This is a genomic window from bacterium (assembly GCA_019695335.1).
GTDB lineage: Bacteria > CLD3 > CLD3 > SB21 > SB21 > JABWBZ01.
In genome coordinates, this window is sequence record JAIBAF010000002.1 from 114712 (window position 1) to 130909 (window position 16198).

Below are 16198 nucleotides of genomic sequence, written 5' to 3' on the forward strand. Positions count from 1 at the left end.
TGAGCAATTTAATTAGCCTGAGTTTTTAAAAAATCAAAAAAAACATCCACATCTACATTGCCACCGCTTAATAAAACGGCTATTTTTTTATTATGCAGATTCAATTCGTTTTTCAGTACAGCAGCGAGAGGAACGGCGGCGGTTGGTTCAACAATGATTTTTAGTCGTGAATAAATAAGTTCCATGGCCGCTATAACTTCTTTATCACTCACGAGTACAATATCATCAACTTTATTTTTTATAATTTCAAAAGTTTTCGGCCCCAAAGATAATGTTCGCATTCCGTCGGCGATGGTTTTTGGCGGTGCGATTGCTACAATTTTATCAGTGCGAAATGACTGATAGGCGTCGTTAGCAGCTTCTGTTTCAACTCCGATTACGCGAATATGAGGCATCAAATGTTTAAGCGAAACGGCATTTCCGGAAATCAAACCGCCGCCGCCCACCGGAAAAAACGCATAATCCAAATCTTTGAAACGATCGTATATTTCTATTCCAATTGTTCCTTGGCCAGCAATGATGTAATCGTCATTAAAAGGAACAACAAGCGCACGGTTTTCTTCTTCAGCAATTTTTTTTCCAATAACTTCGCGGTCTTCTTTCATTCGATCATAGAAAACAATTTGAGCGCCGTAGTTTTGTGTTCCTTCCACTTTGGATTTAGGCGAGTCGGTCGGCATCACAATTTTTGCGGAAGTGTTCAGCAGCTTTGCCGCCAGCGCGACACCCTGAGCATGATTACCCGATGAAAAAGCAGCGACACCGCGTTGGAGTTGATCAAACGTTAATGAACTGATTTTATTATAAGCTCCTCGAATTTTAAATGAACCACCGCGCTGGAAATTTTCACATTTAAAAAAAAGCGAATTTCCGGAACGATCATTTAAAATATTGGACATCAGGATAGGAGTATGGTGAACTACAGGCGCCACTTTCCTATAAGCAGCTAAAACATCATCGTACGTAATCATAATTAATTACCGTTTTTAATTACTTCACAAATAAAATCACCGCATTCTTTTGTTCCAAGGCTTCCACCGAGTTCCTGCGTTAACTTGTTTTTTTGGATAGCAATACGCGCTGCCCGGTCAATCATGTCGGCATTGGTCGTAAAACCAAGATGGCGCAACATCATTTCAGCCGTGAGAACGGCTGCCATCGGATTGGCTAAATTTTTTCCAGCTATATCCGGTGCACTTCCGTGAACCGGCTCAAACATCGATACACCGTTAGGATTAATATTTCCGGATGCAGCCAAACCCATTCCACCCTGCAGTTGTGCACCGATATCCGTGATAATATCGCCAAAAAGATTGTTCGTCACGATAACTTCAAAATTTTCCGGTTCACGGATCATCATCATCGCCAAAGCATCAATATAAAAATGTTTTGAAGTAATTTCAGGATATTCTTTGGCAGTTTCAAAAAAACAACGATACCACAAGTTGTGCCCGTATTGCATCGCATTGCTTTTATCGGCCATCGCAAGTTTTTTCAGATTGTTTTTGCGGGCAAATTCAAATGCGTAACGGATAATACGCTCAACGCCCTTACGCGTATTGATCTCTTCCTGTATAGCAATTTCGTCAGGAGTATTTTTCTTAAAAATTCCTCCCACACCCACATAAACACCTTCCGTATTTTCACGAAAAACGGTAAAATTCACATCCATGGGAGTTTTATTTTTCAGAGGACAAAAACGTTCATCAAGCAATTTAACCGGCCGAAAATTGACGTATAAATCCAACTTAAACCGGGTACCAAGCAAAATGTCTTTGGCATGTTCGTTACCTGGAACGCGTGGATCGCCGAACGCGCCCATGAGAATCGCTGAATAATTTTTTTTAAAATCATCGTATTGCTCTTCAGGCATCGTTATTTTTGTTTTGAGATATTTTTCAGCACCATAATCCATTCTAACCAGATCAATATCCATTGGCTTCTTGGCCTGAGTAGCTTCGATGACTTTTAAAGCTTCGTGAATTACTTCCGTGCCGATACCGTCACCGGGTATGACTGCAATTTTTTTCATCAATAACCTTGAAAAGTAAACCGTTCAAATAACTGTTTGAAGTTGACGCCAAGTTATCAAAATAAGGAGGGAAATTCAATGAGGATTTACAAATCGATGCAATGTATTTCTATGTCTTATACAAACATCTCCTGACGAGTACCCCATGTATCTTTACGGATCGTCAAAAGAGCAAAGGCTCTAATCGGTGTAGCGATCATAGATTGTACGACTTTTAAAATAGGAGCTACGAGGAGCCAAAACCAACTCATCCTTTCGTTTAGAACACTAGTGCGGCCGCGAATGGAAAGCATTAGAAATATAAGATAAAAGGCTGCAAATGATTTGAGAGCAATTTCAGGATTTATGATAACACCGACTACAAACAAAGGCCCAAACAGCAGGCGAGAAAATAAATCAAGCACATTAAATAGCCAAAAAGGCCTTACAATTTTTAATTCCATTATAAATCGTAAATTGGTTTGAAGCGTATTGCGCTCCCACCTGAGAAATTGTTGCAAAAAAACTTTGAGACTTTCGGCGACTGGTGTTTGAACGTGAGCTGTTTCTTGATACACTACCCTCCCGCGACGCATTGCCAAACGCGTCATACAAGAATCATCACCTGTTCGCATAGAGGCGCCTAGAAATCGCTCGTAAATATAATCGTTCATATATTCTTTATATATCAATGTTCTGAATAAACACAATCTTCCGGTTGCATAGGCTGAATCAAAAACGGAAAGCGCAGCACGATCAAAATCTTGCGAAATCAGAACTGTTCCAAGATACCGAGTCAGCCAATTAACCCGATAATTGATCGCTGTAGTATGTGTAGCAACGCCCTGTATGGCACTATTGGCAAAAGGCTTGAGCGCCTCTTCCAAAGCATGGGGCTGAACGATAACATCGCTATCGATATTGGCTAAAATATCAGCTTGCGACCGTTCAACGACCCATTTATGGATCATTCTCTTGCCTATATTTTTAGCGAAACGGTGTACAGTTATTCGAGGATTACCTAACGAAAAATTATAAGCGATTTGATAACACTCATCATTTGATGATGCATCATCAATAATGAAAATTTCATCAGGTTGGTGCGATTGATTCAGAATAGATTCCAGGCAAGACCTAAAAAGGTGTGCATCCTCATTATAAACCGGAACAACTACTGCAGTCTTTAAGCCATTTGTATTGTCCCGGTATGGACGGTATAATAGGTACCCACCTATTTTAGCAACAAAATAGCCATAACCCATTATATGAGATGCGAACAAAGGAGCATAGTCTATCAAAAAAGACATGAACAATTTCCTAAGAAATTTACTTCTCGCCTTGAGCGCGTCTTTCTTCGTATTCCTGGATGATCTTATGCGCAAGTTCGTGAGGCAGTTCAGCATAATGCGTGAATTTTTTTCTGAAAACGCCTCGACCGCTGGTCATCGACCGCAGAATAGTTGCATATTTTTGTAATTCAGCCAATGGCACGTGAGCACGGACAATCTGGAAATGGCCATCAGCCTCCATACCTTGGATTTGACCGCGGCGGCCTGAAATATCGCCCATAATGGCACCCATGTATTCTTCAGGAATCTTAACCTCAATTTCATAAATCGGCTCGAGAATTACCGGATGCGCGTCTTTAAATCCTTTGCGGAATGCCTGAGCGCCAGCGATTTTGAATGACAATTCATCCGAATCGACATCGTGATACGATCCATCAAATAAGCTGACTTTGACGTCAACTACCGTATAACCGGCTATAACACCGCTCGTCATGGCCTCCGTCACGCCCTTTTCAACGGCCGGAATGAAACGTCCCGGTACGACGCCTCCAACGATGTCGTCAATAAATTCAAAACCTTCGCCGCGTTTTTTGGGCTCAATTTTCAGGTGTACATGTCCGTATTGCCCTCGGCCTCCGGATTGTTTTTTATGCTTAAATTCAGCGTCTTTGATCGATCCCCGGATAGTCTCTTTGTATGGAATTCGTGCATCGATCAAATCTACTTCCACGCCGAAACGGTCTTTCAGTCTTTTGGTAATGATAGTCAGATGCATTTCACCTTGACCACTGACAATGCTCTGTAACGTTTCGGTATCGTAGGTATAAACAAACGAAGGATCTTCTTCATGGAGTGAATGAAGCCCGGTACTGATCTTGGTTTCGTCGGCTTTTCCTTTCGGAATAATAGCGAACGTAATAATCGGATCGGGAAACTTTATTTCTTCATATCGGACTGTTTTGTTTTTATCGCATAAACTATTATTAGTATGAGTGTCTTTGAGTTTAACCAATGCTGCAATGTCGCCGGCGCCGATCTGACCGCTATCGACGCGCTCTTTTCCATTGAGCAAAAACACCTGTCCGATACGCTCCATCAAACCTTTGTTAGCATTCAACACATCGTCGCCGGTTTTTACCGCACCAGAGTATACACGGAATAACGACATTTCGCCGACATGCGGTTCACTGAGTGTTTTGAAAACAAAAGCTGAAAACGGAGCGTCTAATTTGCATTCACGCGTTTCAGAAGCGCCGGTTGCAGACAAACCTTTTTTGGCAGGCATTTCCGCCGGTGAAGGACCGAAATCAACTATGAAATCAAGCAGCGGACGAACACCGACTGAATTGATACCGTTGGTGCAGAAAACAGGAATGATTTTGCGTGCGAGGATACCTTCACGCAAACCGGTTGCAAATTCATCATCTGTCAGGGTACCGGTTTCAAAATAATCCTCCATGAATTTTTCTTCACTCTCCGCCGCATCTTCGATCAAGATTTCGTGAAGTTTATTTAAGCGTTCTTTGAATTCGTTTGGAACATCCAGGGCTTCGTACGTACCGGATTTATCGGTGTTGAATTTCAATAACTGCATTTTGATGATATCGAAGATCTTATTGAAATCAGCCCGGCCTTCGCCGATAGGAAAACCAATTTCGACAATGTGACGATCGCCTCCGAAACGTTCTACCAACACGTCAAATGTTTTATCGAAATTTGAATTTTCTTTGTCTAATTCGTTGATTACAAACATAACAGGCAGGTTATGTTCAGCGGCGTAGTCCCACGCAATTTCGGTTCCTACATCCATAAGCGCAGTTGCTTTGACCGGAATGATCACCATGTCAGTTACGCTCATAGCTCCGCGAACTTCACCGCGAAAGTCGGCATATCCCGGCGTGTCGAGGATATTGATCTTCACTCCTTTCCATTCGCAATGCATCAGCGATGTATTGATCGAAAATTTACGTTCAATTTCGTCTGAATTATAATCGCTCGCGGTAGACCCTTCTTCAATCGTGCCAAATCGTTTTTTTTCGCCGGCTACATACAGAATGGCTTCGGATAACGTTGTTTTGCCGGTGCCACCGTGCGACGCAAGACAAATATTACGGATTTTGTCAGGAGCGTAAGATTTCATAATCATTCTCCCGTTTTAAGGTGTGGTGCTGGGGGTGCGCTGTCAGGAAAGTAACGCACCAAAAAGTAAATAATCGGTTAATTAAAATCAAAAATTTTTCAAAGGCTGTGGCTTGGTTAAATTGAATAAGAAACTTAAAACACCATAAACACCGAAAGCATACATGAAAACCCCGATACTCAAAAAAACATAAGAGGAAAATTTCCCACTCGTATGTAAAACGGCTTCGGCTGGGTTATCGGGATTATAATGAACAGTCAGCATTTTACCCGGGAAATTTTCTATTACTGTTTCTCTGGCCACATTTAGCCGGTTGTTTTTAGTACCAAAGCCGGGAACGTCCATATCGGTTTTGAGCGTATAGTGCTGGTTGTTCACAGAGTATTCTAAAACGACTTCAGGATGAAAGGCTCGTTTGCCGGCTACTTCCGATGAAATGATTTTGGCTTCGGCCGTAGGCCATTGTTTAAGTTTGAGAGAAATATCGAACACAGAAAAAAATGTAACAGCCAGGAATGATCCGGTAATCAACAAGAATGAAAAAATTGCCATCCAAAGTCGTTTTCTTTGGATATTAATTTTAATGATAAAATTAAATCCAAAGGCAATTACAGTGGCTACCAATAATATAATTACTACAGTCATTCAAAAAAATTTAGTAGATAAAAAAACCGGCTAAATTTATTAACCGGCTTTTAAAATTTATTTTCCCTGAAAGTTCGGTTTGCGTTTCTCCATGAAGGCTTTGGTTCCTTCTTTCATATCATCGCTGGAGAATACCAGGCCGAATAAATTGGCCTCAAAATTAAGTCCTTCGGCCAGCGTCATTTCCATCCCGCTCTGAACAGCTTCCAATGTAAGTTTGACGGCAACCGGAGCCTTAGAACCGATGGTATTCAACATCTTTTCACAGGTTGAAATTAATTCCTCTTTTTTTACGACGCGGTTAGCCAAGCCGATCCGAAAAGCTTCTTCAGCGGAAATCATATCGCCGGTGCAAAGCAACTCGATCGCGCGTCCTTTTCCGACAAGCCGAGGAAGACGCTGAGTTCCGCCATTGCCGGCAATCAAACCCAGGTTCACTTCCGGCTGGCCGAATTTGGCATTTTCAGATGCAATGCGCATGTGACAGGCCATCGACAATTCACAACCGCCTCCAAGAGCGAAACCGTTGACGGCGGCAATAACAGGTTTATTCATGCGTTCGATAAAACATAAAACCACTTCGCTGCGTAGCGCAAATTCTTTGGCGGTCACAGGAGTTTGTACGGCCAGTTCAGTAATATCGGCGCCGGCTACAAAAGCTTTTTCACCGCTGCCTGTTAGAATTACGCCGATTACTTGAGAATCATCGTTTAACTTTTTAAACGCATCGTACAATTCAGTGAATGTTTCCGAATTCAGGGCATTCAGCTTATCCGGTCGGTTGATCGTCAGGTAAGCGATCTTGTTTTTCGTTTCCAGTAAAATATTTTTATAAGCCATCGGGAAATTCTCCTTATTTTAAATATGTGAATTTTTCAATAATCAGAAAATGAGTTTCGTCATGTCTTAGCGATGGCCAACTGAATGATTTTTTCGATCAATTTATCAAATTCCATACCTACCGCTTTGGCCGCTTTTGGGACCAGGCTTGTTGCCGTCATTCCCGGCAGTGTATTGACTTCCAGGCAATACAGCTTTTCTTCCGGACTTAACCGGAAATCAATTCGTGCATATCCCTGGCAGTTGATTCCATCAAATGCCATTTTTGCAAAACGCCGGGCATCATCAGCAACATTAGGCGAAATATCTGCGGGACAAACATATTGTGTTTTGCCTTTAGTATATTTGTGTTCGTAGTCGTAAAAACCGCTTTGAGGAATGATCTCGATTACCGGCAAAGCCTCACCTCCTACTACAGCGACGGTCAATTCTCGCCCTGCAATATACTCTTCGACGAGGATATCGCTATATTGCGCCGCTTTATGAATTGCATTGGTCAATTCTGATTTTTCTTTTACGAGCGACAGTCCTACTGTTGAGCCTTCTTCATTAGGTTTAACAATTAACGGAAATCTAAAATCCGTTTCAATTCTTGTAATAATTTTTGAATGCGATTCGTCCTTTTTAAAAAACAAATATTGCGGGGTCGGAACGCCGATGCTTTCAAAAACCCGTTTCGACATGACTTTGTTCATTGCCAATGCGCTTGCAAGAACACCGGAACCTGTGTAACGAATTTTCGCCAAATCGAGAAGACTTTGAAGTTTCCCATTTTCGCCGATACCGCCGTGTAAGCCTAAAAAAACCGCATCAGCTTTTTTTACGATATCCGAATCAATCAACTGCGAATAGACCGCCAATTGTTTTTCAGCCGCTTTTTCCATTGCAATTCTGTCCGGCGGTGCGGAACCAATTTGAGCAAGCATTTCCGGCGTAATGAGATTACCGGAAGCCGTGTCGATCATTGTCACACTGTGGCCGGTGTCGTGCATGGCTTTAAAAACAGCCGATGAAGAAGACAATGAGACATCCCGTTCACTTGACGTTCCACCTGCAAAAATAACCAGGTTCATTTAAAACTCCGATTGGCTCAAATTTAAAAGCCTTCGATCCCATCGTGTCTGGAACCAAAGGCTTTCAAAGGCACGGTGTAACTATAGTTTACATTAATTTCATCATCAAAGACGGAAGGACACCGAGCACGATGATTCCGGCGCTGCTGAGCATCAATGCCAGCGAAGTGGCTTTAGAAACTTCTACGTCTTCCAACGGTTCTTCGGGTTCGCTGAAATACATTTTAACCAACACGTTGAGATAATAATAAACCGAAATCAGCGCCGTGATAACAGCGACGATGGTTAATCCGACATATCCCGCATCGATGGCCGTGGAGAAAATTTGTAGTTTGGCAATAAAACCGCCGGTGAGAGGAATGCCCGCCAGCGATAACATGGCAATCGTCATTCCTACGCTGAGCATGGGATATTTAGCGCCGAATCCGGCGAAATTTTCGATTTTAAGATTACGCCCTTCGCGGCTTTCAAAAATGTAAATGATCGAAAACGCCGTAAGATTCATGAGCGCATAAACCATCACATAAAAAGCTATCGAATTGGACACAAAGCCGGGATTACTGTCAGCCAACTTAGGTCCAGAGAGAATAGCCATGATAATGTAACCGGCATGCGCGATACTTGAAAAAGCAAGCATGCGTTTGATGTCTGTTTGGATCAATGCCAATAAATTACCGGTAACCATTGTGATAATGCAGATCCAATATAGAATGGTCGACCAGTCAATGTGAAGCGGTGCGAAAGCTTCGACGAATACGCGTGCAAAAGCTGCAAATGCGGCCGCTTTTGGGGCGGTGGCAATAAAACCGGTGATCGGTGCAGGAGCGCCCTGATAAACATCGGGTGACCACATGTGAAAAGGCACCAACGCCACTTTAAATCCGAAACCGATCAAAAGCATAGCTAATGCACTCAGCATCAACGGATCGCCCAGCATGTTATTGGTCTGCAAGTAGCGGCTGATTTTAACCAGATCAAAACTGCCGGTTGTGCCATACGTCAGCGAAATGCCATAAAGGAAAAATCCGGAAGCAAAAGCGCCCAATAGAAAATATTTGAGCGCGGCTTCAAGCGAATGAACGCGGGCGCGATTCATACCTATCAGAACGTAAAGTCCGATCGATAAAATTTCCAAGCCCAGGAAGATAACCAATAAATTCTGACTCGAAGCCATGATCATCATGCCAAGAGTTGAAATCAAAACGATGGAAAAAAACTCACCAATTTTATGATCATCGACAGCATCATGCGTAACTAAAGCAATCAGGGTTGCACTGATCAAAATGATCATGTTGAAAGCGTTGGAATAGCTATTGATCGTGATCATACCTGCGAAAACCGTCTGATTGATGTCCCAAATCATAAACGTATTGACCAATGCGGCAACGCACGTCAAGGCGGATAGGTAACCCAGGTATTTTCGCGTGCTGTGCACAAAAACGCTTAATAAAAGAACGAGGCAGGCGCCAATGGTTAAAATAATTTGCGGCATAATAGCCGACATGTTCGTATCAGGAATAAAGACTTCCACAAATCCTCCGTTATAAAAACTATCGGTCAAGCTTGACGTGAACTACATTCCTCTCATAACTACAACTTTATCTTCGTGCCGGGTAATATTATAAACACGGCAGCCGGGGTTTTCGATCATTACGCGAGACAGTGGGCGTGAAATCAATTCTTCTAAAGAGCGATTAAGTCCCCTGGCACCTTCCCGTCTCAAATCCAAGCCTCGTATACATAAATCGAGAATCTGATCTTCAACATTAATGCGGATTTCTTTTTCTTCAAAACGCCGCACAATGACGTCGATTTTTTGGCGGGCAATTTTCTTGATAGTCTGCTCGTCCAGCGGGCGGAATACAACAATTTCGTCGATGCGATTGAGAAACTCCGGCGTAAAATGTTTACGCAAAGACGACATAATGCCTTCAGAAATTTCCTTAACTTCATCCGTATTGGCACCGCCGAAACCCATTTTGACTTTCCCGTAAATATGTTCGGCGCCTAGATTGGACGTCATGATAATAGTCGTATGCGTAAAAGCAATCGTTTGTCCCTTCCCATCGGTCATACGCCCATCGTCAAACACTTGCAGAAAAGCTTCGTAAATTTTTGGATGCGCTTTTTCGATTTCATCCAACAGGATCACGGCGGATGGATCTTCACGAACGGCTTTCGTCAAACGCCCATCGTCCTCATAGCCAACATAACCCGGTGCGGTACCGATCAATTTAGACAAAGCATATTGGTCGTTGAATTCAGACATATCCAGACGCACAAGACGTTTTTCGCTGCCTTCCAACGTTTCCGCCAGCGCTTTGGCTAATTCAGTCTTACCGACGCCTGTCGGGCCAACAAATAAAAATACGCCGTCAGGACGTTCAGGATTGACATCAAGATCGCTTTTGGTCATGCGCACGACTTCGGCAACTTTTTGAATGGCTTCTTCTTGTCCAACGACGCGTGCACGGAGGCGTTCTTCGAGCGATAACATTCCGCTCATCGCATCGATCTGAATGTTACTTTCAGGAATACGCGTCACTTGTGATACCGCTTGCACGATATGATTTTCATTGACCGTGGCCGCATCTTTCTGGTCGGCAGGACGGGAAAGACTTGCTTTGATGGCCGCACGTTCGAGAAGGTCGCAAGCTTTATCGGGAAGATAACGGTTTTTGATATATTTATCGGACATATCAAAAATTGTCCGCATAACACGGTCGGATAATTTCACGCGATAAAAATCTTCGAGTTTCGGACGCTGCGATTCGAGTATTTTCATCGTCTCGTCTTTAGTGGGTTCAAATACGGTGATTCGTGTAAATCGCCGGTCAAAAGCGCCGCTCTTGGCAATATTTTTCTGGTATTCTTCGTCAGTTGTAGCGCCGATCAATTTAAAATCCGGCTGCGTCATAAGCGGTTTAAACATTTCATCAAGACCGCCGGTTTCATGCGAACTGTAAGAGCCTGCTCCCATCAGCGTATGTAATTCATCGATAAAAATGATGACTTTGTTGTTGCGGCAGAATTGGGTCAGCTGCATGAACTTTTGTTCCAGCGTTCCGACATACCGTGTTCCGGCGACGACGGCAAAAACTTCCAATTCAAGTAATCGGTATGGCCGCAAAATATCCGGAACGTCGCCGCGCGCAAGTAAATGGGCAAGGCCGTTGACCAAAACGGTTTTACCGACGCCAGGTTGTCCGACAATCAAAGGGTTCGCTTTGCTGCGGCGGCACAATACTTCAATCAATTCGCGTAACTCACTTTGCCGCCCAAAAATGTCCTCGATTTTATTCTCTTTAGCCAGTTGCGTGAGATCACGTAGAAAATTGGGGAGTCCGGGTATAACACCTTCACCTAAAACGGTGGAAGTTGCCTGAGAAGACGTATCTTGCTGAGAGGTTTCTGACGTTGTAGGAGTTGTGACCTGATGATTGGGGTCAATTTCCGTCAATAAATCATCAAACCATTTATAATTGGGATCGAATTGTTTGCCTTCGGCCAATGTCTTTTTCGATAAATCGTCTTTGCCCAATTTATGATAGGCGAGAGCGAGGTAATAAAAGCCGTACGAATTTTTGTTTTCGATGGCAAACGATTTTTTCAAAATATCGATCGCGTCCTGATATTTTTGCAAATCACAGAATACACGCCCCAATTCGCGCATAACGCGTGCGTTTTTAGGCTCCAGTTCGATAAAACGTTCAAACGATTTTACCGCTTCATCTAAGCGGCCTAAGTTCATCAAACTGTAACCATAGTAGTCATAAACAAACGAATCGTTGATCTTGTTGGGATAAGTCGTTTCGACAAGTTCAGCCAATTGTTTGTCATCTTTCAGATCATAATAAAGGATTTCAAAAATATGGTGCATAGCCCAATTGAAATAATTCGCATCGGCTTTTTGATAATCTTTCATGATTTCAATGGCTTTTTGCGGATTACCCAATTTGCGATACATCTCCTTGGTTTCATAAGCGGCATTGCTGTCTTTGGAATTCAGCTTGAGAATTTTTTCAAAATACGGGAGCGCTTCGGCCCAACGGCTTTTTTCTTTGAAAAGTTTTCCGAGGCTGCGCAGCGTTTCGATGTTCTTTTCATCGATCGACAAAACTTGTTTGTATTGTTCGACCGCCGCATCGAATTTATTTTGTTTTTGATAAACATCAGCCAGCTTATTTAAAAGCGTTGCCTGATTGGGCTTAATACCTAAAGCTTTTTTCAGGTGTTCTTCGGCTTTCGGAAAATTCATTTTGGCTAAATGAAGATGCCCCATAGCCTGAAAAAGAGCATCGGATTGCGGATGGGTTTTTGCTAATTCCTGTGCGTATGCATCTATTTGTGTAAGATCAATATGTTCGTCAACAACGTGATCGAAACCTTTTTCGTACTGATTACTCATCGCGATAGATTGAAGATAAGCTTTGGCCGAAAGCGTGTGCTGATTCTGGCGGTCATACACTTGCCCGAGCAAAGTCTGGTGTTGCGCTTGTAGTGGCTCGAGCCGAACGGCTTCCTGAACATATTTCAAGGCTTTATCGAGGACGCCGATCGCTTCATAACATTGGGCTACACAATGATGATTCCACGCATCCTGAGGATTGATTTGCAGAGCCCGTTCGCAACAGACCAGTGCAATTGCATCTTTGTCGGCATCGTGAAAAAGCATGCCGATTTTACGTAAATTCTGATCGTTCGAGTAAGCCAAATTAAGAAGCGTGTTAACCAAATAACCCGCTTCTTCATAGTTTTCTTTGGTAATCAGTTGAATGGATTGCTCAACCAGATTATCAAAAGCTTTTCCGTTTATTTCAGCGAGATGAGCGGTGTGAATAGTATGAAGATCCCGGGTGAAAGCGTATTTACAGTGCGGGCACTTCGACGCATCCGTTTCAAAAGAAAAACTTTTTGCGCAACTCGGACATAATGTGTTTTTGGAATCCGCCACGATCAATCCCGGTTAAAGATTACCGTTAAGAAAGTCACGTACGACTTTTGTGAATGATTTATTTTCTTCAGCAAAAGGCAAATGCCCGCTTTTTTCAAATATATGTATCTTGGCGTTTGGAATCAATTCCTTGATTTCAAAAGCCTGTTTGGTCGTTGCAACTTTATCGGCCCTTCCGGTCAAAACCAATACGGGCATGGTTAAATGGCGAAGTGTCGGTCGCAGGTCAAGATTTTTCATCGTACCGCTGACTTCAAAATCAGGATCATCACCGATGATCGCATAATAAACCGCCTCCGAAAAAACATCTTGCTGCGTCTGAATGGCCGAATACTTTGAAAGATGTTTTTTATGTTTTTCTGAACTGTACCAGTACATCGTTGCATAACACTGATCATATACGGTTCTCCATTCTGACGCGCTGGATTTCATGGTTTTTCGCATTTCCATCAGACGCGTCCAGACGTCCGGATAACTTTCTTGTATATGTCGGTTGCAGTTATCGATATTGTTTTGCCATCCTTCCGCACTGTGAAAGGTATTACACAGAATCACCTTTCGGACATGGTCGGGATGTGTAAACGCATAACTTTGAGCGATAATGCCGCCGTACGAATGACCGAAAAGATGAACTTTATCGAAGCCCAGAGCTTGCCGTAAATTATCGATATCTTCAACGTCTTTATCGACGCTATAAAGCGCCGGATCGGTCAATGAAGTTGATCGGCCGCGGCCGCGTGCGTCGAAAAAAATTACAGTAAACGATTTTTGAAACTGTTTAAAATACGGTTTAAAATACGCATGCGAATCGCCCGGACCGCCGGCAATCAGAATCAAAGGTTGACCCGATCCCGTTTTTTCATAATACAACTTAACGCCGTCAGAAGACTCGATAAACCCGGTCTGATCCGATGAATAAACGGAAGAAACGCTCAAAAACCCAAACAGAAGAATAAATGTTTTCACAACAGAATCAAACTCAACGACAAAGTTAATTTAATCTTTAGATTTAAACTGCTCGACCGGCAGAATTTTTTTTCCAGGATTCTTTTTTTCTTCTTCGAAATTCTGAATCGCCGTCTGATAATTTTTCAGAAATTTTTGCATCGTTGCTTCGGTTTTCTGCATGAAAGTTTTAGGATAAATACCGAGCCAGAAAATCATGATGAGAAAAGGAATAATTACGGCATATTCACGTAAAGAAAGATCTTTGAGATGCTTGTTTTCCTCGTGTTTTACTTCCCCGTACATCATGCGCTGATACATCCAAAGTAAATACACGGCCGCCAGGATCACACCGGTCATGGCAATTGTTGCATAAATTTTTGAATGATCGTTAGGAGAATTGAAGGTTCCGATCAGAACAAGAAATTCACCGATGAATCCGTTTGTGCCGGGCAATCCAAGTGAAGAAAGGCATACAATTAAAAAAATCACCGAAAACACCGGCATGACTTTCCACAAGCCTCCGAATTGCTCGATCAGGCGAGTGTGGCGTCGGTCATAGAGCATGCCGATCATTAGGAACAGGGCGCCTGTCGAAATTCCGTGGTTAATCATTTGAATCAAACCGCCTTGCCATCCCTGAATGGTCATGGCGAAAATGCCCAGCATAACAAATCCCAAGTGACTCACGGACGAATAGGCGATTAATTTTTTAGCATCCGGTTGAACCATGGCAACCAGCGCTCCATAGATAATCCCGATCAACGCTAGAACCGTAAATAGCGGCACCATTTCTTGTGCTACACCCGGAAAGAACGGAATGCAAAAACGAAGAAAACCATACGTTCCCATTTTAAGAAGAATGCCGGCCAGAATAACCGAACCTGCCGTGGGGGCCTCGACGTGTGCGAGGGGCAGCCATGTGTGAAAGGGAAACATCGGAACTTTGATTGCAAAGGCCAATGCATAAGCAAGGAATAACCAATATTGTATTTCATACGGAATGCCGAGAGTATAAAACGCTTCCATGTCAAATGAATGCGCAGCAATTTGAACGCCATTGACCGTGACAGGAGACGTTTGAAAATACATATAGATAATAGCGATGAGCATCAATAAACTTCCGGCCATCGTATAAATAAAAAACTTCACGGCAGCTTTGATACGGTCGTCGTGTCCCCAAATGCCGATCAGCAGGTACATCGGAATCAGCATCGCTTCCCAGAACACATAGAACAATAACATGTCGCGTATTACGAAAACGCCGATCATACCGAATTCCAGCAACAACATAGAAATCATAAAGCCTTTAACGCTGCCGTGGATCGATTTCCACGACGCCAGAACGGCCAGCGGCATGGTAAATGTCGTCAGCAAAACAAGCAGCAAGCTTAACCCGTCAATCCCAAGCGAATAATAGGCGCCCCAATTTTCTATCCATGCCGTTTTATAAACAAACTGGACATCGGCATTGTTCGCATCAAATAAAAAAAACATCGGGAGCGATACAGCAAATGTGATCAGTGTAATTCCTAAGGTCACTTGCTTGATCAGATTCTCACTGTTCTTCGGAAGAAAACTGACGATGAAAAAACCGATCAGCGGAAGAAAAATGAGCAGAGACAGCACCATTTCATTGTAGCCCATGACGAATCCTCATTGTATCAGAATACCAGAATTACTTCATCAGATAGTAAATAATTAAAAACAGGCCGAGCGAAATAAAAAACGCATACGTCTGAACGTAACCTGTTTGAAATAACCGTAGCACACGTCCCGTAAGATCAGTTGTAATGGCAGTGACATTGAGAAAACCGTCGATAACTTTGACGTCAACGCCTTTCCAAAGAATTTTTTCGGAACACCATTTAATAGGAGAAACAATCAGTTTATCGTATGCTTCGTCGACATAATATTTGTTCAGTAGTGTTGTATACACAGGTTTAAATTCGGTACTGAGTTTATCAGCTTGTGGCGTATTTTTAAAATACATCAAATAAGCAAAACCGATCCCGGCAAGACCTGCAAAAATGGAAATGCCGATAAGAATACCCTCGCTGAAACCATGAACTTCGGAAGGAGCAGCGTGCTCACCAACGACCGGAGCAAGAAAATGACCGAACCAATTATGGCCGCCCAAAGCTTCCGGGATCCCGATGAAACCGGCGATGACAGCAAAAAACGCTAGGATCATCAACGGCACAGTCATAACTGAAGTCGATTCATGTAAATGTTCACGGGCTTCGGGTTTTGTCCGGCTTTCGCCGAAAAATGTGAGGAAAACAAGGCGGGACATATAAA

12 protein-coding genes are annotated in these 16198 nt (G+C 42.9%); all 12 read right to left on the reverse strand.

Going from position 1 to position 16198, the window contains the following annotated elements; all coding sequences use genetic code 11:
* Nucleotides 1-8: 8 nt before the first annotated feature.
* Nucleotides 9-971, reverse strand: coding sequence for a threonine/serine dehydratase (locus K1X84_01095; protein ID MBX7150205.1), 963 nt, complete (start codon nucleotides 969-971; stop codon nucleotides 9-11).
* 2 nt (nucleotides 972-973) lie between these two features.
* A complete protein-coding gene (locus K1X84_01100; GenBank protein MBX7150206.1) occupies nucleotides 974-2032 on the reverse strand; it encodes a 3-isopropylmalate dehydrogenase in 1059 nt (352 codons plus the stop codon).
* A gap of 116 nt (nucleotides 2033-2148) precedes the next feature.
* The gene (locus tag K1X84_01105; protein ID MBX7150207.1) at nucleotides 2149-3318 is read right to left on the reverse strand and encodes a glycosyltransferase; all 1170 of its coding nucleotides are present in this window, start codon (nucleotides 3316-3318) and stop codon (nucleotides 2149-2151) included.
* 19 nt (nucleotides 3319-3337) lie between these two features.
* Nucleotides 3338-5440, reverse strand: a complete 2103-nt coding sequence (gene fusA, locus K1X84_01110) for an elongation factor G (protein ID MBX7150208.1) — start codon at nucleotides 5438-5440, stop codon at nucleotides 3338-3340.
* 87 nt (nucleotides 5441-5527) lie between these two features.
* On the reverse strand, nucleotides 5528-5992 hold the full coding sequence (locus K1X84_01115) for a DUF3592 domain-containing protein (GenBank protein MBX7150209.1): 465 nt from the start codon (nucleotides 5990-5992) through the stop codon (nucleotides 5528-5530).
* A gap of 150 nt (nucleotides 5993-6142) precedes the next feature.
* On the reverse strand, nucleotides 6143-6925 hold the full coding sequence (locus K1X84_01120; protein MBX7150210.1) for an enoyl-CoA hydratase/isomerase family protein: 783 nt from the start codon (nucleotides 6923-6925) through the stop codon (nucleotides 6143-6145).
* Between the two features lie 59 nt (nucleotides 6926-6984).
* The gene (locus K1X84_01125; protein ID MBX7150211.1) at nucleotides 6985-7998 is read right to left on the reverse strand and encodes a D-alanine--D-alanine ligase; all 1014 of its coding nucleotides are present in this window, start codon (nucleotides 7996-7998) and stop codon (nucleotides 6985-6987) included.
* Between the two features lie 88 nt (nucleotides 7999-8086).
* Complete coding sequence (locus tag K1X84_01130; protein MBX7150212.1) at nucleotides 8087-9529, reverse strand: NADH-quinone oxidoreductase subunit N; 1443 nt, start codon at nucleotides 9527-9529, stop codon at nucleotides 8087-8089.
* A 42-nt stretch (nucleotides 9530-9571) separates the two neighbouring features.
* Entirely contained in the window at nucleotides 9572-12952 is a 3381-nt protein-coding gene (locus tag K1X84_01135; protein MBX7150213.1) for an AAA family ATPase, read from the reverse strand.
* Between the two features lie 12 nt (nucleotides 12953-12964).
* Nucleotides 12965-13918: an alpha/beta hydrolase gene (locus K1X84_01140; protein ID MBX7150214.1), complete on the reverse strand. Its 954-nt coding sequence runs from the start codon at nucleotides 13916-13918 to the stop codon at nucleotides 12965-12967.
* Between the two features lie 30 nt (nucleotides 13919-13948).
* A complete protein-coding gene (locus tag K1X84_01145; GenBank protein MBX7150215.1) occupies nucleotides 13949-15529 on the reverse strand; it encodes an NADH-quinone oxidoreductase subunit M in 1581 nt (526 codons plus the stop codon).
* 46 nt (nucleotides 15530-15575) lie between these two features.
* On the reverse strand, nucleotides 15576-16198 hold a 623-nt coding region (locus tag K1X84_01150; GenBank protein ID MBX7150216.1), incomplete at its 5' end, for an NADH-quinone oxidoreductase subunit L.